General features: G+C 60.1%; 23 protein-coding genes and 1 other RNA gene. 15 read left to right on the forward strand and 9 right to left on the reverse strand.

The genetic code is table 11. The features are described 5' to 3' along the window. Positions 1-34 precede the first annotated feature (34 nt). Both RMQ97_RS11230 and RMQ97_RS11235 read left to right on the forward strand, forming a co-directional pair. Positions 35-436, forward strand: coding sequence for a MarR family transcriptional regulator (locus RMQ97_RS11230; protein ID WP_413660973.1), 402 nt, complete (start codon positions 35-37; stop codon positions 434-436). After that, complete coding sequence (locus tag RMQ97_RS11235) at positions 376-1251, forward strand: C40 family peptidase (protein WP_413660974.1); 876 nt, start codon at positions 376-378, stop codon at positions 1249-1251. Before RMQ97_RS11230 ends, RMQ97_RS11235 begins: the two co-directional genes overlap by 61 nt. Positions 1252-1317: 66 nt before the next feature. On the opposite strand, the gene RMQ97_RS11240 is transcribed toward RMQ97_RS11235, so the two are convergent. After that, complete coding sequence (locus RMQ97_RS11240; protein WP_413660975.1) at positions 1318-2070, reverse strand: c-type cytochrome; 753 nt, start codon at positions 2068-2070, stop codon at positions 1318-1320. A 388-nt stretch (positions 2071-2458) separates the two neighbouring features. Here RMQ97_RS11240 and RMQ97_RS11245 point away from each other — a divergent pair, with 388 nt between their 5' ends. Further along, positions 2459-2968, forward strand: coding sequence for a porin family protein (locus tag RMQ97_RS11245; RefSeq protein ID WP_413660976.1), 510 nt, complete (start codon positions 2459-2461; stop codon positions 2966-2968). Between the two features lie 368 nt (positions 2969-3336). Beyond that, the gene (locus RMQ97_RS11250; RefSeq protein WP_413660977.1) at positions 3337-3906 is read left to right on the forward strand and encodes a carboxymuconolactone decarboxylase family protein; all 570 of its coding nucleotides are present in this window, start codon (positions 3337-3339) and stop codon (positions 3904-3906) included. Positions 3907-4002: 96 nt separating this feature from the next. Here the strand turns inward: RMQ97_RS11250 and nudC are convergent, their stop codons facing one another. Then, on the reverse strand, positions 4003-4920 hold the full coding sequence (gene nudC / locus RMQ97_RS11255; RefSeq protein WP_413660978.1) for an NAD(+) diphosphatase: 918 nt from the start codon (positions 4918-4920) through the stop codon (positions 4003-4005). 125 nt (positions 4921-5045) lie between these two features. On the opposite strand from nudC, the gene RMQ97_RS11260 reads away from it, so the two are divergent. The 5 genes from RMQ97_RS11260 to recR all read left to right on the forward strand — a co-directional run bounded on the left by RMQ97_RS11260 (position 5046) and on the right by recR (position 8226). After that, positions 5046-5270, forward strand: a complete 225-nt coding sequence (locus tag RMQ97_RS11260; protein WP_413660979.1) for a hypothetical protein — start codon at positions 5046-5048, stop codon at positions 5268-5270. A 75-nt stretch (positions 5271-5345) separates the two neighbouring features. Beyond that, an RNA gene (gene ffs / locus RMQ97_RS11265) (signal recognition particle sRNA small type) lies at positions 5346-5444 on the forward strand. A gap of 29 nt (positions 5445-5473) precedes the next feature. Further along, on the forward strand, positions 5474-7288 hold the full coding sequence (locus RMQ97_RS11270; RefSeq protein WP_413660980.1) for a DNA polymerase III subunit gamma/tau: 1815 nt from the start codon (positions 5474-5476) through the stop codon (positions 7286-7288). Beyond that, positions 7285-7608 carry a YbaB/EbfC family nucleoid-associated protein gene (locus tag RMQ97_RS11275; protein WP_413660981.1) on the forward strand — a complete coding sequence of 108 codons (324 nt, stop codon included), beginning with the start codon at positions 7285-7287 and terminating at the stop codon, positions 7606-7608. Before RMQ97_RS11270 ends, RMQ97_RS11275 begins: the two co-directional genes overlap by 4 nt. Before the next feature lie 9 nt (positions 7609-7617). Then, positions 7618-8226: a recombination mediator RecR gene (gene recR, locus RMQ97_RS11280; protein ID WP_413660982.1), complete on the forward strand. Its 609-nt coding sequence runs from the start codon at positions 7618-7620 to the stop codon at positions 8224-8226. Between the two features lie 69 nt (positions 8227-8295). Here the strand turns inward: recR and RMQ97_RS11285 are convergent, their stop codons facing one another. Beyond that, positions 8296-9444: a PQQ-dependent sugar dehydrogenase gene (locus tag RMQ97_RS11285; RefSeq protein WP_413660983.1), complete on the reverse strand. Its 1149-nt coding sequence runs from the start codon at positions 9442-9444 to the stop codon at positions 8296-8298. 93 nt (positions 9445-9537) lie between these two features. Beyond that, on the reverse strand, positions 9538-10668 hold the full coding sequence (locus tag RMQ97_RS11290; RefSeq protein ID WP_413660984.1) for a GNAT family N-acetyltransferase: 1131 nt from the start codon (positions 10666-10668) through the stop codon (positions 9538-9540). A 131-nt stretch (positions 10669-10799) separates the two neighbouring features. On the opposite strand from RMQ97_RS11290, the gene rmuC reads away from it, so the two are divergent. Next, positions 10800-12245, forward strand: coding sequence for a DNA recombination protein RmuC (gene rmuC, locus RMQ97_RS11295; protein ID WP_413660985.1), 1446 nt, complete (start codon positions 10800-10802; stop codon positions 12243-12245). A gap of 54 nt (positions 12246-12299) precedes the next feature. Then, positions 12300-12824: a peptide deformylase gene (def, locus tag RMQ97_RS11300; protein ID WP_413660986.1), complete on the forward strand. Its 525-nt coding sequence runs from the start codon at positions 12300-12302 to the stop codon at positions 12822-12824. A gap of 30 nt (positions 12825-12854) precedes the next feature. Here the strand turns inward: def and RMQ97_RS11305 are convergent, their stop codons facing one another. Then, positions 12855-13829 carry a glutathione S-transferase family protein gene (locus RMQ97_RS11305; protein WP_413660987.1) on the reverse strand — a complete coding sequence of 325 codons (975 nt, stop codon included), beginning with the start codon at positions 13827-13829 and terminating at the stop codon, positions 12855-12857. 127 nt (positions 13830-13956) lie between these two features. Between RMQ97_RS11305 and RMQ97_RS11310 the strand changes: the two genes are divergently transcribed. The 3 genes from RMQ97_RS11310 (at position 13957) to truA (ending at position 16331) form a co-directional block, all read left to right on the forward strand. Next, on the forward strand, positions 13957-14538 hold the full coding sequence (locus RMQ97_RS11310; protein ID WP_413660988.1) for a hypothetical protein: 582 nt from the start codon (positions 13957-13959) through the stop codon (positions 14536-14538). Positions 14539-14631: 93 nt separating this feature from the next. After that, a complete protein-coding gene (fmt, locus tag RMQ97_RS11315; protein WP_413660989.1) occupies positions 14632-15564 on the forward strand; it encodes a methionyl-tRNA formyltransferase in 933 nt (310 codons plus the stop codon). Beyond that, the gene (gene truA / locus RMQ97_RS11320) at positions 15564-16331 is read left to right on the forward strand and encodes a tRNA pseudouridine(38-40) synthase TruA (RefSeq protein ID WP_413660990.1); all 768 of its coding nucleotides are present in this window, start codon (positions 15564-15566) and stop codon (positions 16329-16331) included. Before fmt ends, truA begins: the two co-directional genes overlap by 1 nt. Here truA and RMQ97_RS11325 read toward each other — a convergent pair. Together RMQ97_RS11325 and dapE are read right to left on the reverse strand one after the other, a co-directional pair. After that, a complete protein-coding gene (locus tag RMQ97_RS11325) occupies positions 16328-16900 on the reverse strand; it encodes a hypothetical protein (RefSeq protein WP_413660991.1) in 573 nt (190 codons plus the stop codon). The genes truA and RMQ97_RS11325 overlap by 4 nt on opposite strands. Continuing rightward, the gene (gene dapE / locus RMQ97_RS11330) at positions 16894-18063 is read right to left on the reverse strand and encodes a succinyl-diaminopimelate desuccinylase (RefSeq protein WP_413660992.1); all 1170 of its coding nucleotides are present in this window, start codon (positions 18061-18063) and stop codon (positions 16894-16896) included. Before dapE ends, RMQ97_RS11325 begins: the two co-directional genes overlap by 7 nt. A 51-nt stretch (positions 18064-18114) precedes the next feature. Here dapE and RMQ97_RS11335 point away from each other — a divergent pair, with 51 nt between their 5' ends. After that, entirely contained in the window at positions 18115-18579 is a 465-nt protein-coding gene (locus tag RMQ97_RS11335; protein WP_413660993.1) for a cupin domain-containing protein, read from the forward strand. Between the two features lie 7 nt (positions 18580-18586). Here the strand turns inward: RMQ97_RS11335 and RMQ97_RS11340 are convergent, their stop codons facing one another. Together RMQ97_RS11340 and RMQ97_RS11345 are read right to left on the reverse strand one after the other, a co-directional pair. Further along, a complete protein-coding gene (locus RMQ97_RS11340) occupies positions 18587-19189 on the reverse strand; it encodes a hypothetical protein (protein WP_413660994.1) in 603 nt (200 codons plus the stop codon). An 8-nt stretch (positions 19190-19197) separates the two neighbouring features. Next, positions 19198-19536: an aspartate decarboxylase gene (locus tag RMQ97_RS11345; RefSeq protein WP_413660995.1), complete on the reverse strand. Its 339-nt coding sequence runs from the start codon at positions 19534-19536 to the stop codon at positions 19198-19200. Between the last annotated feature and the right edge of the window lie 42 nt (positions 19537-19578).

The following is a 19578-nucleotide window of genomic DNA, read 5'->3' on the forward strand; positions in this document are numbered from 1 at the left end:
CCTCAACCTCGAAGAGGCGTTCAGGGAGTGGAGCATGGTGTCCCATGCAATGATGTCGCTTGAGATGATGCATCGTGTGTCGAGCGATACGGTGAAAGGCGAACAGCCGGACCTGACAGGGCGTCAGTTCGCGCTTTTGCTGGCGATTTTCATGCGCCCGGGCCCGCATGCCGTGCGGGACCTGGCCCGTGATCTGGATATGCCCAAACCGGCAATCTCCCGGGCATTGACGGTACTGGAAAACCACGGATTTGTCCGACGCAAGAAGGATCGACGCGACAAGCGTGATATCTCCGTGCATCGCACTGTCAAAGGCGCCGTTTTCCTGTACGACTATGGCGAGAATGTCGCTCACCGTGCCGAGGAAACTGCCTCATGTCTTCGCTGGATCCCCGCCTCACGCTCGCCCGCCCCGACCTTGCCGACCGCGCATTAGAAGGTCAGGTCGAGGCCGAGCGATTTGTTGACCCGGTGCTCTATCAGGCCAGTGTGTCAGCCGCACCGATCCGACGCCAGCCGCACCCTGACGGTGCCATGGATGACCAGCTGTTGTTCGGGGACGCGTTTGCCGTCCTGGAAGTCGTTGATGGCTGGGCCTGGGGCCAATCCCGCAGCGATGATTATGTCGGCTGGGTGGATGTGGCCGGGTTGAGCCAGACATGCCGTCCGGTCGATCATCGTATCTCGGTCCTTCGGACTTATGTGTTCAGCGAGCCTGATTTCAAATCAGCGCCGCGCGCATTGTTGTCCCTGAATTCCTGCTTCAAGGCCGGGCGTCGCGACGGGCGTTTTGTGGAGGTGGAAGGTCTGGGCTGGGTCACGGCGGCGCATTGTTCGAGGCTTGATGAGACGGCGGATGATTTCGTGGCCGTCGCTGAAGGTTTTCTCGGAGCGCCCTATTTGTGGGGTGGGAAGGAGAGCCTGGGTCTGGACTGTTCGGGCCTGGTGCAGATGGCGCTCGCCGCGTCGGGTGTGGCCATTCCGCGAGATGCCGACCAGCAGGAAGCCTGGGCGCTTGACCATGGCGCTATCGTGCCTGCAGGCGCGGAACTGGCACGAGGAGACGTGGTTTTCTGGCCCGGACATGTCGGTCTGATGACCGATAGCGAACATTTCTTGCATGCCAATGCCGGCTTCATGGATGTGACGCTTGAGCCGTTCTCAGAGGCTGAGGCGCGTATTCGGGCTGCAGAAAACCCCGTTCGCAATCGGGTCCGTCTGGCGTTTTATTCTCCACCCGGCCTGTTCTGAGACTAGATACAAAAAAGCCCGGTTTGATACCGGGCTTTCGTGCAATCTGTATGCGAGTGATCAGGGCTATTGATCGCCGTCTGTCTCAACGGTGTCTTCTACAGCCTCTTGCAGATCGTCCGCGATGTTTTCGACCGCGTCAGCATCGGTGCTCTCGGTGAGCGTCTCTGCTGCATCTCCAAGGGCTTCAGCAGCATCTTCGACCTGGGCAGCGGTTTCGCCCGCTGTGTCTTCAACTGAATCGATAGCCGCAGCCAGCGGTGCAGGGAGCGGGGCGGGATCGTTGGACAGGGAGCGCAAGTACGCGATCAGGTTGATTCGGTCGGCTTCATTGCGCAGGCCGGCGAAGGACATCGCTGTGCCGTTGGCATAATTGCGCGGGCTTTCCAGGAAACCGTCCAGAGCTTCATAGGTCCAGTCGCCTCCCAAGCCTTGCAAGGCAGCGGAGTACCCAAAGCCGGCAATGCTGGCGACCGGTCGATTCACGGTGTTCCACAGATTGGGGCCGGTACCCGTGGCACCGCCCTCATTGAATGTGTGGCAAGACGTGCAGCGACGCGCGACACGTTCGCCAGCGGTCAAATCAGCGGAAGCCAGCAGAACGCCATAATCCGTCGGGCCTTCGATGACTTCTTCGACGTCTTGTGCGCCTGCGCCACCCAGGGCGTCCCAGTCGACGGGATAAGCGACGTGTTCTTCGTCCAAGGCCAGAGAGTCGTGGGAGCCGACCAGCATGCCGCCCAGCTGGCTAATTACGATAACGACAAGCACACCGCCGATAACGACGCCAAATACTTTGTTCCAGAAGAGATCGCCCATAGACGCCCCCGAGTCAGACAGGTTGAAAATCCGCCCGTGTTTGGCATGAGCCGCTCGCACAGGCAACCGGTCTGAGCGTTGGAACGCAGGTCAAGCCCATGAAATCGGGTGAGACATAGCGTCTCAGCTCTGAATGGTCGGTTCATCTAGGGCTCATCTAGCTGGCCGGATTCTGACGGGAAGTTAGCCTGTATGTGAATGGGATTTAAAGGTTGTGGAGTCTGTGCAACAGCCTGTTCGCAACTGCGGAAACAAGACGATTTGGTGCACCTGTCCCTCTTGTGTTCGGCCCGTCCAGATCTGAAATAGCGCCCGACGAGCGGCGCCAGCAGGTGTTGGTCGTCGCTACCCAAACCCCCGAGTTAATTCAAAAAATAGAGAGTACACCATGCTTCGTACCATTGCGCTGTCTGCCGTTTCCGCCATCGCTGTTGCCGCCGGTGCCCAAGCCCAGGACTGGACCCTGGAAGCGGGCTACGAGTACATCGACGCGGACATCGTCAACCTGAACACCGTCGCTCTGCGCGCCGGTTACGACTTCAATGACTATTTTGGTGTTGAAGGCCAAGCCAATTTCGGCCTGACCGACGATGATGTGAACATCGCTGGCACCAATGTCGACATCTCCATGGATTATGCCTTCTCTGGCTTCCTGGTGGCGCAGTATCCGGTGACCGAGCAGCTCAACGTGTTTGCCCGCGCTGGCTACACCTATGCCGAGATCGACGCCGACGTTGCCAACATCACCGTTTCCGATGATGACAGTGCTGCTGCCTTCGGCGTGGGTGCCGAATACTTCTTCACCGAGCGTTCCGGTGTGCGTTTCGACTACACCCGTTACGACTTCGACGATTTTGACGGTTTCTCCCTGTCCTACGTTCACCGTTTCGGTGGCTAAGGCCTGACAGATCGTCTGATCAATTGGAAAGCCGGTTCCCCAGGGAGCCGGCTTTTCTATGCGTGCAAGGCCAACCCGCGCGGATTTAATCAAGCTTCTCGCGAGTTCAGGTGTTCGTTTTGACTACGACCGGTATGGCATGGAGGATTATCAAGGCGTCTCCACCGCGTATTTTCACCGTTTCCAGTTGTGACGCCGGCACGGGTTAGTCCGTGTTCTAACTCGCGAAAGCGTGAAGAGGCTGTGTGGTCTAGCCCGGTTTAATCCCTGAAATTGCATCCCAAATAGCTCGTCATCGGACGATACTCCCCGGCGTTGCCCAGATCCCCCCGGCTAGGCAGCGTCGGGACAGCGAAAGGATGCGCACAATGTCCCGATTTGACGTTCTCAATGAAAGCAACGCCCCGCAAGCGTCTCTGGCGACCTTCGAGGCCGTGAAAGAAAACTACGGCTTCCTGCCCAATCTGATGGGTATCCTCGGGGCCTCACCGGCCGCCGTTGAAGCCTATGCCACTCTCTCCGGCATTTTCGGCAAGACGGATCTGACCCCGGTCGAGCAGCAGGTTGTCCTGCAGACGGTGAATTTCGAAAACAATTGTACCTATTGTGTCGCGGCTCACTCGGGCATTTCACAACGGGTCGGCATGGCCGAAGACGTTCTGGAAGCCCTGCGCAATGGAACAACTCTCCCGGACGCCAAGCTGGAAGCCCTGAGTGCCTTCACCCGGATTGTGGTCCGTGAACGCGGTTATGCCAGCGACGACCAGATCGATGCCTTCCTGGCCGCCGGTTACACCAAGGGCAATGTGCTGGACGTGGTCCTGGGTGTCTCTTTGAAGACGCTCTCCAACTACACCAATCATATCGCAGAAACGCCGCTCGACGGTGTCTTCCAAGGTTTCGCCTGGACTCGTCCCGAGTTGGCGTCTGCCGAGTAAGACACACAGTCGACGACCTTGAAGGGGGCTGGTCTCAGCCCCCTTTTTTTGACTAATATCTGGAGCGTTTTGCGAAGACCTTGGTCTCCAGGTGGCTCAGTCCTGATTGATCCAGTCTTCCAGCAACCGGCTGGCAATGGCGAGCCGAGGCGGGATGCTGGCCTCCGCGTGTGTACCCTCCATCATCGAGCGGATCTCCTGGCGGCTGAACCACCGGGCGGCTTCCAGTTCATGTGTGTCCACGGTCAAAGCTGTATTGGTGACGGGTGCCGTCAGTCCGATCATCAGTGATGACGGGAAAGGCCAGGGTTGTCCGAACACATACTGGATGCCGGCCATATCCACTTTCACGCCAGCCTCTTCGTGGAGCTCGCGGGCGCAGGCTTCTTCAAGTGTTTCACCCGGTTCAACAAATCCTGCGAGGGCTGACCACATACCGACAGGCCAGCTGGCCTGGCGACCCAGAAGGCAATGATCACCGTCCGTTGCCAGCATGATCACAACCGGATCAACGCGTGGAAAATGTTCCGCCTCGCACTGGGTACAGATCCGTTTGGCTCCACCGGCCGCGATGCGGGTCTTACCGCCGCACCGGGAACAATAGGGATGGCTGGCATGCCAGTTCACCAGGGCCAATCCCTGTGCCAACACCCCTGATTCCGATGGAGGCATAACCATGACCGCCTGGCGTGTGTCGGTGAACTGGCCCGCCTCAACACTGTCGAGCTCATCTGGTGCGGCCAGGGCGAAACAGGCAAATTCGCCCCAGTGTCCAAGGAAGTAAGCCTCACCGTCCGGCGCGAGCGCACGTGCGGCATCCCGTTCCAGCCAGGCAAGCGCACCGGTCGAGGTGACCAGCGGGCGTCGTGACGAGAACAGAATATAGCGTGCCGACGGGCTGTCTGGCAGCTGGGCCAGAGCCGTTTCATCGCGCCGCAGGGCATCGCCCCGGTCGAGTGGATTGCCGGCAAATATCATCGGTTTGTCGGCGGGCAGGCGGGCGCGATCATTCATGATGTCTCTCCGGTTCTGAGCCCTAGATAATCGGTCTGCGTCATTCAGGCACGGGGTGTGCTGAGAAAAATATCTTGCATATGAGAATGAGTCGCAAATAATGAGGTTTCAACAGGAGGTGCAAGATGAGTCTGTTCCATCAATGCCAGCCCGAGAGCCCGATGAATGCGGGGCCTTGCGGACATGCCGTTCGCGAGTGGCTGGAGACCCAGAGCCGTGTGATTGCGTACTGGCGTGAACTACTTCTGGCAGAGGGCGGGGAGGATCAGCTCATTGCAGCGCTCGATGATCATGCGCTTTTTCTTCAATCCGCGATCATGCAGTCGTCTGACACGCGCGCGTGTAACTAAGCGGGCTGTGTGTCGATGGTCAGGTTTGTGATCCACTCTCTTGCGCTCTGCGCGCGCCCGCGCGATATAGGGGATGGAAGATCGGCGGTGGACGAGATCCTCGCCAACCCGGTCAGGTCCGGAAGGAAGCAGCCGTAACGAGTTTTGTCTCGGGTCGCTGTCCGGTCTTCCACTTGAGTTTCCGAGACACGACGGGATCCCCCATGGTCGACACGCCCCATTCCGATGCTGATCAAGGGGCGGAGAGCATGTTGATGCCCGGCCTGGATCTGCCGGATGCCGCGTCGGAAGGGTATCAGGTTCTAGCCCGGAAATATCGTCCCAGCCGGTTTGAAGACCTTATTGGCCAGGAGGCCATGGTCCGGACGCTGACCAATGCTTTTGCGGCAGGACGTATTGCCCACGCCTACATGCTGACGGGTGTGCGCGGGGTCGGCAAGACCACAACGGCGCGTCTCATCGCGCGAGCGCTCAACTATCGCACCCAGCAGGCAGATGCGCCTAGCATGTCTCTCAGCGAGCCGGGCGAGCATTGTGATGCCATTTCGCGTTCGGCCCATGTGGATGTGATGGAAATGGACGCCGCATCCCGCACGGGCGTCAATGATATCCGGGAAATTCTGGATGGTGTCCGGTATGCGCCCGTCTCGGCGCGCTACAAGGTCTACATCATTGACGAGGTCCACATGTTGTCGACCTCGGCGTTTAATGCCCTTCTCAAAACCCTGGAAGAACCGCCTGCCCACGCGAAATTCATCTTCGCGACGACGGAGATCCGCAAGGTTCCCGTCACAGTGCTCTCGCGGTGCCAGCGCTTTGATCTCAAGCGTATTGATCGCGAGGTGCTGACGGATCACCTGGCCAATATCTGCGAAAAGGAACAGGCGCGCGTTGACCGGGATGGTCTGGGCCTGATTGCCCGCGCGGCGGAAGGCTCGGTGCGCGATGCCCTGTCACTGCTCGACCAGGCCATCGTACAAGGCGCCGAGAGCGAGACGCCGGTTGATGTCAGGCAGGTGCGCGACATGCTGGGGCTGGCCGACCGGGCCCGCGTGCTCGACCTTCTGGAGAAAACGGTCAGGGGTGAAACGGCGGACGCGCTTGCCGAGCTGGAAGATCTCTATGATGCCGGGGGGGATCCTGTCGTGATTACCCGGGATCTTCTTGATTTTGTCCATGCAGCCTCGCGTATGAAGGCCATTGGTCCCGATGCGGATATTGGCGAGTCCCGCGAAACCGCCGAACGCGTGTTTACGTTGGCGCAGAGCCAGACACTGGCCCAGCTCACCCGCTTGTGGAAACTTCTGCTGGGCGGGCTGGATGATGTCCGGGCGGCGCCTGATGCACTGGCGGCCGCAGAAATGACCCTCTTGCGTCTCGCCGCCGCATCAATGCTACCGCCGCCCGAAGACGCCGCACGCCTGCTCGCCTCGCACCCTCCCGCGACAGCCAGTGCACCTGGAAACGCCAGTGCACCGGCAGGCGTCAATGACGCTGCGCCGGGTGGATCAATGGAGGCGCCGGGAAAGCCTGAGGCCCAGCGCTTCGAGGCGCGCCCGGCTCCGCAGGATCTTCCCGTCGAACTGGACCCGCCCGGAGCCGGTATCCAGGATGGACCGGACAGTTTTGAAACCTTCATCACCATGCTGTCGGCCCGCAGGGATATCTCGCTCCAGTCGGATGTCGAACGATATTGTCGACCTGTGATGTTCAAGCCGGGTCAGATGACCTTTCAGCCTGAGAAGAATGCGCCCATGGATCTGGCGCCGCGCATCGCGCGCAAGCTCCAGGAGTGGACCGGCGCGGCCTGGGTGGTGCTGGCGGACCGTGCTGCCAAGGGGGGGCAGACGTGGTCGGAAAAACGGGCGGCAGATCGCCAGGCCCGGCTCGATCGGGCCAAACAGGACCCCGCGGTCCTCGAGGCGATGCGCCTCTTCCCCGGAACGGAGTTGGTCAAGGTTGTTGAAGGCGAGGCGCGTGCAGCGCCCGGCGCCGCTGCCAAGGAGAATGACGCATGAAGGACATGATGGGCCTGATGAAGCAGGCACAGGAAATGCAGGCCAAGCTGGCGGAAAACCAGCAAAAACTTGCAGAAACCGAAGTGACCGGTGAAGCCGGTGCTGGCTTGGTGAAGGTGACGCTCAACGGTAAGGGTGATGCCCGCGCTGTGTCGATCGATCCGTCCCTTCTAACAGCGGATGAGGCAGAGGTTCTCGAAGATCTCATCATCGCAGCCCACAATGATGCCCGCCGCCGTGCGGAAGCCTTGCAGCAGGAGATGATGCAGGACGCGGCGTCCGGCTTGCCCCTGCCACCCGGCATGAAACTGCCGTTCTAGGGATATCCGATGTCTGCCACCTCTGCCGGTCCGGAAATCGAACGTCTTGTCAGCCTGCTCGGGAAACTGCCCGGTCTGGGACCGCGCTCGGCCCGACGAGCCGTTTTGCACATGCTCAGCCGTAAAGAGGCGTTGATGTTGCCGCTGGCCGAGGCAGTGTCCCAGGCCGCAGAGAAAATCAAGCCGTGTTCGATATGCGGCAATCTGGATGTGAGTGACCCTTGCACGGTGTGTTCCGCGCCGGGGCGGCAGGGCCATGTCATCTGTGTCGTCGAGACCGTGGGTGATCTCTGGGCGCTGGAACGTGCAGGTGCGTTCAAGGGGCATTATCACGTTCTGGGCGGCGTCCTGTCCGCACTCGATGGTGTGCGGCCGGAGGATTTGAACATGGCGGGCCTGATTGAACGGGCGCGGGCCGACCAGGTCACGGAAATCGTTCTGGCCTTGAACGCCACGGTCGACGGACAGACCACGGCGCACTATCTCGCGGACAAGCTGGCAGACTGTAACATCAATCTCACCTCACTCGCTCGCGGCGTTCCGGTGGGCGGTGAGCTGGATTATCTGGACGACGGGACGCTGGCGGCCGCGTTCCGCAGCCGGTCCAGCGTCTCCTGATCCGTTACCCGTGCGAAAGCCAGGGTGCGGGCTCACCTTTTACAGGTTCACCCTTTACTGGCTCACCCTTTACTGGCTCACAGGGCGAAGACGTAGGACCTGTCCGTCCAGATCATCGGTGAGTACATAGACCAGGCCATCGGGTCCGGTTTTGACATCGCGGATACGTTGACCGAGATCTTCCAGCAGGTCTTCCTCGGAAATGATCTGATTGCCGCGCACTTCGTAGCGAATGAGACGGCTACCGGCTAGAGCTCCCACAAATAGGTCACCGTGCCAGTTGGCAAACGCCTCACCCACATAGAAATCCATGCCGGACGGGGCGATCGAGGGCACCCAATACCAGATCGGATCTACAAATCCCTCGCCCTGAGTGGCGTCAGAGATCGGTGTGCCGTCGTAATTGATCCCATAGGTCACAGCCGGCCAGCCATAATTCAGTCCCGGCTGGACAATATTGATTTCATCACCCCCACGCGCGCCGTGTTCATGAGCCCAGACCGCCCCGGTGGCCGGATTGATGGCGATACCCTGCACATTGCGGTGACCGTAGGAATGGATTTCTTGTTGGGCTCCGCGCACACCCATATAGGGATTGTCGAACGGCACACTGCCATCGGCGTTGAGGCGGATGATTGTGCCGAGGTGGTTTTCCAGATTCTGGGACTGGTCGCGGTGCAGGCCTCCATCCCCGAGCGTCAGCAACAGCGTTCCGTCTTCAAGGAAGATCACCCGACCCCCGAAGTGGAAGCCGCGTTCCTTTTCGAAATTCACCTGGAACAGGGTTTCCACATTGCTCAGGGAACCGAGATCATCGGCCAACCAGCCGCGTGCAAGCACTGTGCGGTTGGATTGTGGTGCACCGGCCGCATAGGCGAAATAGACCCAGCGTTGCGTTTCAAATTCGGGATGCAGAGCCAGACCCAGCAGGCCGCCCTGGCGTTCCACGAGCAAGTCGGCGGGCAGACCGGCGAGCGGCGTCTCGACCAGTTGACCATCCTGCAGAAGGCGAAGACGTCCTTCCCGTTCACTCACCAGCGCATTGCCATCAGGCAGGAAGGCGATCGACCAGGGATACTCAAGCCCCGTTGCCACGGTCTCGACGAGGAAATCCGCTTGTTCGGTTTCCATCAGGACGGGTTCACCCCCCTCCTGGATGGCCAGAACCGGGGTGCTCAGGCAGAGCGTCAGGGCCAGACCGGTCAGACATGCGCGCATCGGCGGAACTCCTCTTGATTGTCCGACGCGCAATTTAGGTCGGAAGAGGCTTTCCGCAAAGTCACGAGCCCGTAAGCGGGTGTGGAATAATGCCTAGGCCGCCTGGGGCTGACGCATGGCAAGGGCCATGGAGGCAAGACGCGGTCCCAACCGACGCTCATAGGCCGAGACCTGGGCCCAACGTCGACGCAGGCGGGCCGGGATATCGGCAACCCGTTCGGGCATGACCTGGGCGGCTTTCTCCGCCGCCTCCCAGCCATAAATCGCCAGAGCCGCGAAGCCGGAGGTGAGAACGCGCCCTTGATCCAGCGGCACTTCATAGCTCGCATAGTATTTCTTGTAGTGCTGGCCGCCGCGGCCCAGGTCCACACGGTTCAGACCCATATCCTGGGCCTGTTCGAAGATGCCGTGCATGAGCAATAGTCCCGGCGAATATTTTGCAAGCTCTGGATCATAGGCCGGGAACCAGGAATGGTAGACGCCATCTGCCTGGATGCCGAATTCGACAGCGGCCAGGCGGTCTCCGAACCACAGCGCGGCAGTAAGACCGCCAAAACCGTTCTCGCTGGATTGCTGCAGGTGATCGAGCACATTCATCACCCAATCAATCCCCATAACGTCCAGCTTGGCGGTATCGCGGTATTGCTGGCGCTTCCAAGCGACAAGCTGGTCAAACGCAGAGCCGCACGGGTCACCGATCTCGACACGAGCGGGTCCGAAGTCGCGTTCAGCCGCGCGCAAGCGGCGAGCCGTCTTCTTGAAATGATCCTTGAACTGGCTGCGTTGGGCCGAGAAATAGGCGTCTGCACCGGCGCTCAGATCCACCACAACAGACCCGTCCCGCTCCCGACGCGCAGATTTCACGCCGCCCAGGGGGCAGAACCAGTTGTCATACACAATGGCTGAGCTGCCGGTCGCCTTGAGGAAATCCGTGGGATGTGCGCGCGCTCCAGGGCGGATGACGGCACCTTGATAGTCACTCATCGGGGCACCGACAGGTCGAAGGACACCATTCTGAGGCGTGTGATGTGCGAAATAGCCATTGGTCGTGCCATCCTGTTCCAGAACGGCAATGCGCACATCGTCCCGATATCGGGCAATCGTGCCGGCAAACTCCGCACGCAGATAGGGGCTGATCAACTGGCCGCTCGGTGCAGCCCATTGATTCCACTGCTCTTTGTCGGCAGCGCTTAGCTCGTCAAAGCGTTTGATCGTGATCGACATACGCAACTCCTCGTGTCCCGGCGGTGTCTGCTGCAAGATAAATGCCCACGGGGAAACACAGGGGGTGACCGTTTCTGTCCATCGGGGCGTGCTAATCTTCGGCGTCTGGTGGTTTTGATTCGGTGGATGTGATGGATCCGATTTTCCTGGGACTAAGTGCGGCAGCCGCGGCGGGGATCAGCCTGGCCCTGGTATTCTGTTTTCTCTGGCAGGGGCAGCGCGCGTCCGTCGTCAATCATACCGAGGCCCTGGCGGATCAGGCCCGCGAGATGGACGGGCTCGCCACCAAGATTGCAGATCGGGATGTGGTGATTTCCCGGCAGGAAGCTGAATTGACGGCCCTGACGCGCGATCTGAGCGACGCGCGTGAGCGGCTCGATACTCAGGGGCGTGAAATCGAGGCCCTGAGCCTGCGCAAGGAGAATCTGGCGCGTGAGCTTGCGGTGCTCGAGGCCGAGCACAAAAGCATGCAGTCGCATCACTCCCAGCGTCTCGACGAGGTGAAATCGGCACGAGAAGAAATGCAAAAAACCTTCCGCCTGACGGCAGAAGACATCCTCAAAACCTCAGGTGCCGAGTTGAACAAGCAGGGCACTGAGCGCCTCCAGGTTCTGCTCACACCCCTGCGGGAACAATTGGGCAAGCTGGAGCAGCAGGTCACCCAGGACTCCGAGAAACGCACAGCCCAGACCACGCAGATCGCAACCGTCATGCAGACACTGCACTCGGATGCCAAACGCATGTCGGACGAAGCTCACAACCTCACCCGGGCCCTGACCTCGTCCTCCAAGACCCAGGGCGATTGGGGCGAGCTGGTCTTGCAGAACATTCTCGAACAGGCCGGACTGCGCGAGGGATATGAGTTCTTCACTCAGGAAACCAAGTCCTCCGAGGATGGTCGGCGTCTTCGCCCTGATATCGTGGTGGAAATGCCTGGAGCTCAGAGACTGGTGATCGACTCCAAGGTTTCGCTGACCGCGTTCAAGGAGACCGTGCGCGATGATGCGAGTGAGGCAGAGCGCGGCGCCGCTCTCAAGGCTCATATCACCTCGGTTCGTGCGCATATCAAATCGCTTGGCGCAAAGGATTATGCTGCCCTGTATGAAGGTGTGAACTTCACCTTGATGTTCATTCCGCTGGAAGGGGCGGCCTCGCTGGCGCTGCAAAATGACCCCGAGCTTTCGACCTTTGCCTGGGAGCACGGGGTGATGATCGCGACGCCCACAACCTTGATGATGGCGATGCGTACGGTTCAAAATCTCTGGACCATTGATCGACAAAACCAGAACGCCCGGGCCATCGCTGAACGGGCCGGGGCACTGTATGACAAGTTCGAGGGTTTTGTCTCTGACTTGGATGCTGTGGGCAATCGTATCGATCAGGCCCAGGCTGCCTGGTCGGACGCACGGGGCAAGCTGGTGGCCGGGCGTGGCAATGTGATCCGCCAGGCGGAGATGCTGAAAACCCTGGGCGCCCAGACTAAGAAGGCCTTGCCTGAGGACCTTGTGGCGGCTTCGGGCGCGGGAGGAGATGGCGAGATGCAGGCACCGGCGCTTGCCGGCCCGGACGAGAACTGAGCCTGACCGCCGGGTGTTCTTGAATGATCAACCGCAGGCGATTACCTTGGCCCCATGGCTATTCGCGAGATTGTAACCGTACCCGACCCGCGCCTCAAAGAGGTCTCCCAACCCGTAGACGGGGTGGATGATGATCTGCGCGCGTTCATGGATGACATGCTGGAGACGATGTATGCCGCTGACGGCATTGGTCTCGCGGCCATCCAGGTGGGTGTGCCCAAACGTATCATTGTCATGGACCTGTCTGGTCCGGATGAGCGCAAGGACCCGAAATTCTTCGTCAATCCGGTCCTGACCGACCCGTCCGATTCGCTGCGCCCGTATGAAGAGGGCTGTCTGTCGGTGCCGGGATATTACGACACGGTCGATCGTCCGGACCGGATCAAGATCACCTATCTTGATTATGATGGGAATGAGGTGGAAGAAATCGCCGAAGGCATGTTCGCCACCTGTATCCAGCACGAGATGGACCATCTGGAAGGTGTGCTCTTCATTGATCACCTCTCGCGCCTGAAGCGCCAGCGCGCGGTTCAGAAAGTGAAGAAGGCGGAGAAGTCCAAGTCTCGCGACGCCGCCTGATCCAGTCGTCTTGCCGTTTGTCGCGGCAAGCTAACCGCGCCCGTGCGGTTCCATGAAATCGATCTCGGGTCCCACAGGCACAATGCGCGTGGGATTGATCGTGTTGTGGCTGGCATAGTAATGCGCCTTGGCATGATGGGCGTTGAACGTCGCCGCAATGCCCGGCTGCTGGAATAGGTCGCGCGTATAACCCCACAGATTGGGATAGTCGGTGATCCGGCGCAGATTGCATTTGAAATGGCCGAAATACACCATGTCGAAGCGTAACAGCGTGGGCAGGGTGCGCCAATCTGCTTCGGTGGGAGTTTCGCCGGTCAGATAGCGCTGTCGCGCAAGGCGCTCCTCCAGCCAGTCGAGCGTGTCGAACAGGGGGCGGACAGCCTCTTCATAGGCGTCCTGTGTGGTCGCGAATCCGGACCGGTAAACACCATTGTTCAAAGTGGCATAAACACGCTCATTGATGGCGTCGATCTCTGTGCGTAGGTCGTGCGGATAGTAATCGCCCGCTTTCGCACCGACACCGTCAAAGGCGGAATTGAACATGCGGATGATTTCCGAGCTCTCATTCGACACGATGCGATGGGTTTTCTTGTCCCACAGCACGGGCACGGTGACACGACCGGAGTAGTCCGGCTCGGACTGGAGATAGACTTCGTACATGAAATCCTTGGCGAACAGATCATCGCCCACAATCCCGTCGGCATCCTCGGCGAAGGTCCATCCCTTTTCAGCCATGTACCAGTGCACCACAGAGACCGAGATCATCTCGTCCAACCCCTTGAGTGCGCGATAGATCAAGGTGCGGTGGGCCCACGGGCAGGCATAGGAGACATAAAGGTGATACCGGCCGGGTTCTGCCTTGAAGCCGTCCCGCCCCGTGGGGCCGGCTGATCCGTCGGGCGTGACCCAGTTTCGCAGCGGAGCCTCGGCCCGGACAAAACGCCCCTTCGACGCCTTGGTATCATACCATTTGTCGTGCCATTGACCGTCGACCAGCAAGCCCATCCTGTCTCTCCATTGTTTGACCCACACGGTCATATCCTGTTTGCGTCGTGCGATAATCGGGCGTCACGGAAAGGCATTGTTTCCGCTGTGTATGGAGTTAGGCTGGGGGCTTTCAAGGGAGAGATGAATGCGCGCGATCTGTTTGTTCTTACCCCTGGGCCTGGTGGCCTGCGGTGCGGCATCCGAACCCGATCTTGTGGACGCCCTGTCGGCCTATTGCGGGCAATCCTTTGAAGGCCGGATCGTCAGCGAGGACCCGCAGGACGAAGACTGGCGCGCGCAGACCCTGACCATTCATATCCGCGATTGCGAGAGCGACCGGGTGCGCATTCCGCTGCATGTCGGTGAAAACCGCTCGCGCACCTGGATGATCTCGCGCACCGCGACCGGCCTGCGGCTCAAACATGATCACCGTCACGAAGACGGCCATGAAGATGTGTTGACCCAGTATGGCGGCGATTCCTCGGGGCCGGTTGCCGGTTCGGTGGATTTCCCGGCCGATGCGTTTTCCAAGGCCCTGTTCGAGCGTGAAAACATTCCGGCCTCCATGGAGAATACCTGGACGGTCAGCCTTGATACCACCCGCTTTGTGTACGCGCTCAACCGGCCGGAACGCCATTTTGAGGCGGTGTTTGACCTGACCCATCCGGTTCCGACACCACCTCCGGCGTGGGGATATGACGAGACGGAGGCGGCGAGCGCTCACTGAATGGGTCTGCGCTCCTGACTTGGCCGGGCTTTGTGCCGTGTCGTATCAGGACGCAGAAGCAATGCCAGTCGGTCACAGGACCAGGGGTGAGCCATGAGCCTACGTGTCGTCTTTATGGGAACGCCGGATTTTGCCGCGCGATCTCTTGCTGAAATTGCCGCATCGGGTCATCAGGTCGTGCATGTCTATTCCCAGCCGCCGCGTCGTCGGGGGCGGGGGCAAAGCGAGCAGAAAACACCGGTGCACCAGTTGGCCGAGGTGCTGGGTATTCCGGTGTCTACGCCCCAGAGCTTCAGGTCTCAGGAGGTGATCGACCACCTGGCATCGCTGGAGGCCGATGTGGCAGCGGTGGTGGCCTATGGTCAGATCCTGCCGCAGGCTGCGCTGGACGCTCCGCGATATGGTTGTTTGAACCTGCATGCCTCCCTGTTGCCGCGCTGGCGCGGAGCGGCTCCGATCCAGCGTGCCATCATGGCGGGTGACACCCTGACGGGCGTGCAGATCCAGCAGATGGAAGCGGGTCTGGACACCGGTCCGATCCTGCTCTCTGAAACGGTGCCGATCGAGGCGAATGACACGGCATCCACGCTCCATGACCGTTTGATGGAGACCGGTGCCCTGATGTGGTCACGGACCCTGTCGGCGCTGTCGCGGGGGTCACTGGAACCGGTGCCCCAATCGGCTGAGGGTGTGACCTATGCCCGCAAGATCTCGTCAGACGAGGCGCGGATTGACTGGTCACGATCAGCGAGCGAGCTGTCATGTCATGTTCGAGGCCTGTCGCCGTTTCCCGGAGCCTGGTTCCAGCTGGCGGGTGAGAAAGGCCCGGTGCGCGTGAAACTCCTGATGGCTGAAGCGGTCGACGGGTCCGGAGATCCGGGCCGGGTTCTCGATGAGGATCTGACCATTGCCTGCGGTGAGGGGGCCTTGCGGCTGGTGCGTCTGCAGCGTGAGGGCAAGGGCGCAATGATGGCCGAAGACTTCCTGCGGGGAACACCTGTGGCTGTGGGAGCAGAACTCGACTGATGCCTCGCTACAAGCTGACAATCGAGTATGATGGACGCCCGTTCGCGGGCTGGCAGAGGCAGGATCAACATCCGTCTGTCCAGCAGTGTCTGGAAGAGGCCGCGCACAAGCTCGACCAGTCTGATGTTCTCGTTTACGGCGCCGGGCGGACCGATAGCGGTGTGCATGCGCTGGGACAGGTGGCACATGTCGATCTGGTCAAGGACCTTGGTGCCGACAAGGTGCGTGATGCCCTCAACTACCACCTCAAACCGCATCCCGTTTCTGTCATTGAGGCCGAAGCCGTGTCTGATGCGTTTCACGCCCGGTTCTCGGCCGTTCAGCGGCATTATCTCTATCGGATCATAGACCGGCGTCCGCCGCTGACCCTGGATCGGGGACAGGCCTGGCGCGTCTCCCAGACCCTCGATGCGAATGCCATGCATGTCGCTGCACAGGCCCTGATCGGCCAGCATGATTTCACGACGTTTCGCGACGCGCAGTGCCAGGCGGACAGTCCGGTCAAAAGCATCGATAAGGTCGCGGTGGCGCGGTATGGCGAGGAAGTCCAGATCACGGTCAGCGCGATCTCATTCCTGCACCGCCAGGTGCGATCTCTGACGGGGTCGCTTGTGGAAGTCGGCACGGGGAAATGGACACCCGCCGATTTTAAGGCGGCCTTGGATGCAGCTGACCGGCAGCGGTGCGGCCCGGTCGCACCACCCGATGGCCTGTATCTGACGGCGGTGGATTATCCTGAGGCGCAGTCAGCCGTGCCTGACGGCTAACCCGCCGGGGTAGAAGTCATCAGCGTCAGAACGGCTTCGTGCACAGCATTGCCCGCCAGGAAGGGCATAAGGGCGGCGATGCCGGCCTGGAACGGGTTAAGCCCCAGGGCAGCATGGGCGACGCGCCAGTGCGCATACATCCGGAAGACATGATAGGCGATGGTCAGCAGGAACAGTATGTCCGGCGCCGCCAAGCCTGACAGGCGCAAAAGAGCCATCAAGGCCAACAGGCTATAAAGTCCGAGCACGGTCCAGTTATGCAGGATCAACCAACGCCCGAACCCCTGCGTCAGTCCCAGCAGTCGCGCAGCAAAGGCGGCCACAATGGGAAAGACGAGCCAGTTGGCCGAATAGACGGTCAGGTACAACAGGACATCCACGGCCCCATCGGCTTGCCAGTCTGCGGCGATCATCACGCAGAGAAAGATCAATCCGATCCAGACAGCCCGGAACGAACGCCAGACGGCACCTTCTGTGAAACCGAAATAGTCTGTCCAGTCGGGTTTGAAGGTGAGCATGCGCTCGACGCCGCGTATGGAAAGAACAGCTTCTGCAATCAGTTTCAGCATGCGGGCGGTGTCTCGAAATAACGGCTGAGAAGATCAGTATAAATCGTCGAAAGCGTTTCAATATCGGCAATATCCACGCGTTCGTCGATCTGGTGCATGGTGGCGCCGACCAAGCCAAACTCTGCGACGGGGGCATAATAGCGAATGAAACGGGCATCCGAAGTGCCTCCACCCGTGGTCAGGGCAGGGCGGCGTCCCGTCGCGCCTTCCACAGCGTCCTGGATCAGGTCGGTGAAATCGCCCGCCGGGGTCAGAAAGGCCTCGCCGGAAATCTTGATCAAGAGATCAATCTCGCCGTCGAAATTCATGTCGACCAGAGCCGTCTCATCCTCGATCCAGCGTTTCAGCTCATCACCGGTGTGGGAGACATTGAACCGGATATTGAAATGGGCCCGTGCCTCGGCCGGAATAACATTGGTCGCCATATTACCGACATCGATTGTGGTGACCTCCAGATTGGAGGGTTGAAAGGGGGGATGACCATCATCGAGATGACGTGACTGCAGTTTGTCGAGCAGACGAATAAGCACGGGCACCGGATTTTCCGCGCGTTCGGGATAGGCCACATGGCCCTGGCGTCCCCTGACCGTGAGCCAGGCGTTCAAGCTGCCCCGGCGACCGGACTTGATCGTATCCCCCATCTGATTGGGATTGGTGGGTTCGCCTACCAGGCAATGGTCCCAGCGTTCGCCTTCCGCAGCGAGGGCTTCGAGCACGGCGCGCGTCCCGTTTTCGGCCGGCCCTTCTTCATCGCCCGTGATCAGGAAAGCAAGAGAGCCGGCAAAGTTCGGGTGTTTGGCATCGAACCGGGCGACTGACGCGACCATGGCCGCAATGGCGCCCTTCATGTCGGCGGCGCCGCGCCCCCACAGCTGGGTCGCATCCGTATGTGCGGCAAACGGGGGGTGCTGCCACTCCGCGTCCGGGCCCGGAGGCACTACATCAGTGTGTCCGGCAAATAGAAAACAGGGTTTGGCCTGACCCCGGCGGGCATAGAGATTGTCCACTTCGCCGAAAGGCATGCGACGGCAGTCGAATCCGAGGTGTTCCAGGGCGGTTTGCAATACGTCGAGCGCCCCCGCATCGACGGGGGTCACAGACGGACGTTCAATCAGGCGGCGGGCCAGAGGGAGAGGGTTGTGCAGGTCAAAGTGCGTATCCATATCCGCAAGATAGTCGCTTCATCGCGGCGCGCCAGCAGGAGGATGCAGGATATGCGAGTATTTGCGGCCAATTCTGTCAGTGAACAATCCGGATCGGGTTATCCGGCCCCCTTCAGCGCGGCGTGTGAACAGCGTCATACGCGACGGTTGAGTGCCCAGGATGGGTTGACGCAATTCGGCCTGAACCAGGTTCGGCTGGCACCGGGCGCGTGGTCATCGCAACGCCATTGGCACACGGATGAGGATGAAGCGGTCTATGTGTTGGCTGGCGAGGCAGTACTCGTGACAGATGACGGTGAGCAAATCTTGCGGGCCGGCGATGTTGCCCTGTTTCCGGCGGGCGAGGCTAATGCCCACCATCTGCAAAACCGCAGTGAGGCTGACTGTGTCTTTCTGGCGGTCGGAACCCGCAGTGATGTGGATCGGGCCTATTATCCCGACGTGGATCTGGGCGTGCGTCCGGGACGGTATTCCAGCCCGGCGATCTTCACTAACAAGGCGGATGACCCGCTCTAGGCCGCGTTCATGACGTCTCAGAAAGCGGGAGCCAACAGCGCATGGACTTCATCTCGCTGTAAAACGGCAGGCCCTGAAAACTCTTGTCCTGTGAATTGAAGGTTCGAAGCTTGCCGCGCTGGTCGACCACTTTGCGCGGCAGTACCTTCGCTACATCCTGAAACCCGTAGCCATCGGGCAATTGCAGGAAATCGAACGCCCCGCAGGACCCGTAATTGAACCGAGCGCCATCCTGCATTTCGAACACCCAGGCCCATAAATCCCGGTTTATCGGGGGTCCAATGGCTTCGCGCAAAGCCAGGGGAAGGGCGTTCGGACTAGGTTCCACCCGCTCAATCATCCAGTAGCCAATGGCGTTGGAGCTCCAGATCTCATTGGAAAGCATGCTCTCAAACGCTGCGCGATCAGGACTGGGGGCGTCTGGCGCTGTTCCATCCAGACGCTCGACAAGATCCGTGATGTGATGTCTGCCGTCCATCAATCGGAGGCAAGGCAGAAAACCACCATTGTCCAGATAGGCCTGACACCGGACACCCGAATACCCGTCGGTGTTTTCCACCCAGTCCTGATCCCGTGTTCGGGCATGGGTCAGCAGGTCATCCAGTGTCATGATGTCACCTAGTGGGATCGGCCATGGGTCTCGCGATAGCGTTCCATGGAGACAGAGATCTTGAAGGTCTCACGATATTTGGGAGAGCCAACCGGGCGCGGTGGATTCTCGGCGGTCAGGGCCAGAATCCGCTCCAGCGTGTCATGGGCGGCACCCGACTGTCCGGCGCCAATATAGGCGTGCAGTTCAACCAGGGCATCAGACAGCGGATCTCCGCCGCGAATGATGAAATAGGGTTCGTCCTGTCCAAGGCGACTGATCACGTCGAACTCTGACGGGTTGACCGCAGACCCATAAGGGGCAGACGGATCGGTCTTGGATTTATCCTGGATGGTCTCATCAGTCATGGCAGCCCTCTTTGTTTCGGTGTTTGATCCCACTTGATCAGA

The organism is Maricaulis sp. D1M11 (assembly GCF_047308265.1).
Classification (GTDB): domain Bacteria; phylum Pseudomonadota; class Alphaproteobacteria; order Caulobacterales; family Maricaulaceae; genus Maricaulis.

Excerpts from the sequence above, each read along its gene's own strand:
- RMQ97_RS11230 (WP_413660973.1), top strand. The coding sequence starts at position 35 with ATGGTGTCCCATGCAATGATGTCGCTTGAGATGATGCATCGTGTGTCG.
- RMQ97_RS11290 (WP_413660984.1), bottom strand. The coding sequence starts at position 10,668 with ATGTCGATCACGATCAAACGCTTTGACGAGCTAAGCGCTGCCGACAAA.
- dapE (WP_413660992.1), bottom strand. The coding sequence starts at position 18,063 with ATGGATACGCACTTTGACCTGCACAACCCTCTCCCTCTGGCCCGCCGC.
- RMQ97_RS11245 (WP_413660976.1), top strand. The coding sequence starts at position 2,459 with ATGCTTCGTACCATTGCGCTGTCTGCCGTTTCCGCCATCGCTGTTGCC.
- RMQ97_RS11345 (WP_413660995.1), bottom strand. The coding sequence starts at position 19,536 with ATGACTGATGAGACCATCCAGGATAAATCCAAGACCGATCCGTCTGCC.
- RMQ97_RS11340 (WP_413660994.1), bottom strand. The coding sequence starts at position 19,189 with ATGACACTGGATGACCTGCTGACCCATGCCCGAACACGGGATCAGGAC.
- RMQ97_RS11335 (WP_413660993.1), top strand. The coding sequence starts at position 18,115 with ATGCGAGTATTTGCGGCCAATTCTGTCAGTGAACAATCCGGATCGGGT.
- RMQ97_RS11325 (WP_413660991.1), bottom strand. The coding sequence starts at position 16,900 with ATGCTGAAACTGATTGCAGAAGCTGTTCTTTCCATACGCGGCGTCGAG.
- nudC (WP_413660978.1), bottom strand. The coding sequence starts at position 4,920 with ATGAATGATCGCGCCCGCCTGCCCGCCGACAAACCGATGATATTTGCC.
- RMQ97_RS11285 (WP_413660983.1), bottom strand. The coding sequence starts at position 9,444 with ATGCGCGCATGTCTGACCGGTCTGGCCCTGACGCTCTGCCTGAGCACC.
- RMQ97_RS11270 (WP_413660980.1), top strand. The coding sequence starts at position 5,474 with ATGGTCGACACGCCCCATTCCGATGCTGATCAAGGGGCGGAGAGCATG.
- truA (WP_413660990.1), top strand. The coding sequence starts at position 15,564 with ATGCCTCGCTACAAGCTGACAATCGAGTATGATGGACGCCCGTTCGCG.
- RMQ97_RS11275 (WP_413660981.1), top strand. The coding sequence starts at position 7,285 with ATGAAGGACATGATGGGCCTGATGAAGCAGGCACAGGAAATGCAGGCC.
- RMQ97_RS11260 (WP_413660979.1), top strand. The coding sequence starts at position 5,046 with ATGAGTCTGTTCCATCAATGCCAGCCCGAGAGCCCGATGAATGCGGGG.
- def (WP_413660986.1), top strand. The coding sequence starts at position 12,300 with ATGGCTATTCGCGAGATTGTAACCGTACCCGACCCGCGCCTCAAAGAG.
- RMQ97_RS11235 (WP_413660974.1), top strand. The coding sequence starts at position 376 with ATGTCTTCGCTGGATCCCCGCCTCACGCTCGCCCGCCCCGACCTTGCC.
- RMQ97_RS11305 (WP_413660987.1), bottom strand. The coding sequence starts at position 13,829 with ATGGGCTTGCTGGTCGACGGTCAATGGCACGACAAATGGTATGATACC.
- rmuC (WP_413660985.1), top strand. The coding sequence starts at position 10,800 with ATGGATCCGATTTTCCTGGGACTAAGTGCGGCAGCCGCGGCGGGGATC.
- RMQ97_RS11240 (WP_413660975.1), bottom strand. The coding sequence starts at position 2,070 with ATGGGCGATCTCTTCTGGAACAAAGTATTTGGCGTCGTTATCGGCGGT.
- recR (WP_413660982.1), top strand. The coding sequence starts at position 7,618 with ATGTCTGCCACCTCTGCCGGTCCGGAAATCGAACGTCTTGTCAGCCTG.
- RMQ97_RS11310 (WP_413660988.1), top strand. The coding sequence starts at position 13,957 with ATGCGCGCGATCTGTTTGTTCTTACCCCTGGGCCTGGTGGCCTGCGGT.
- fmt (WP_413660989.1), top strand. The coding sequence starts at position 14,632 with ATGAGCCTACGTGTCGTCTTTATGGGAACGCCGGATTTTGCCGCGCGA.
- RMQ97_RS11250 (WP_413660977.1), top strand. The coding sequence starts at position 3,337 with ATGTCCCGATTTGACGTTCTCAATGAAAGCAACGCCCCGCAAGCGTCT.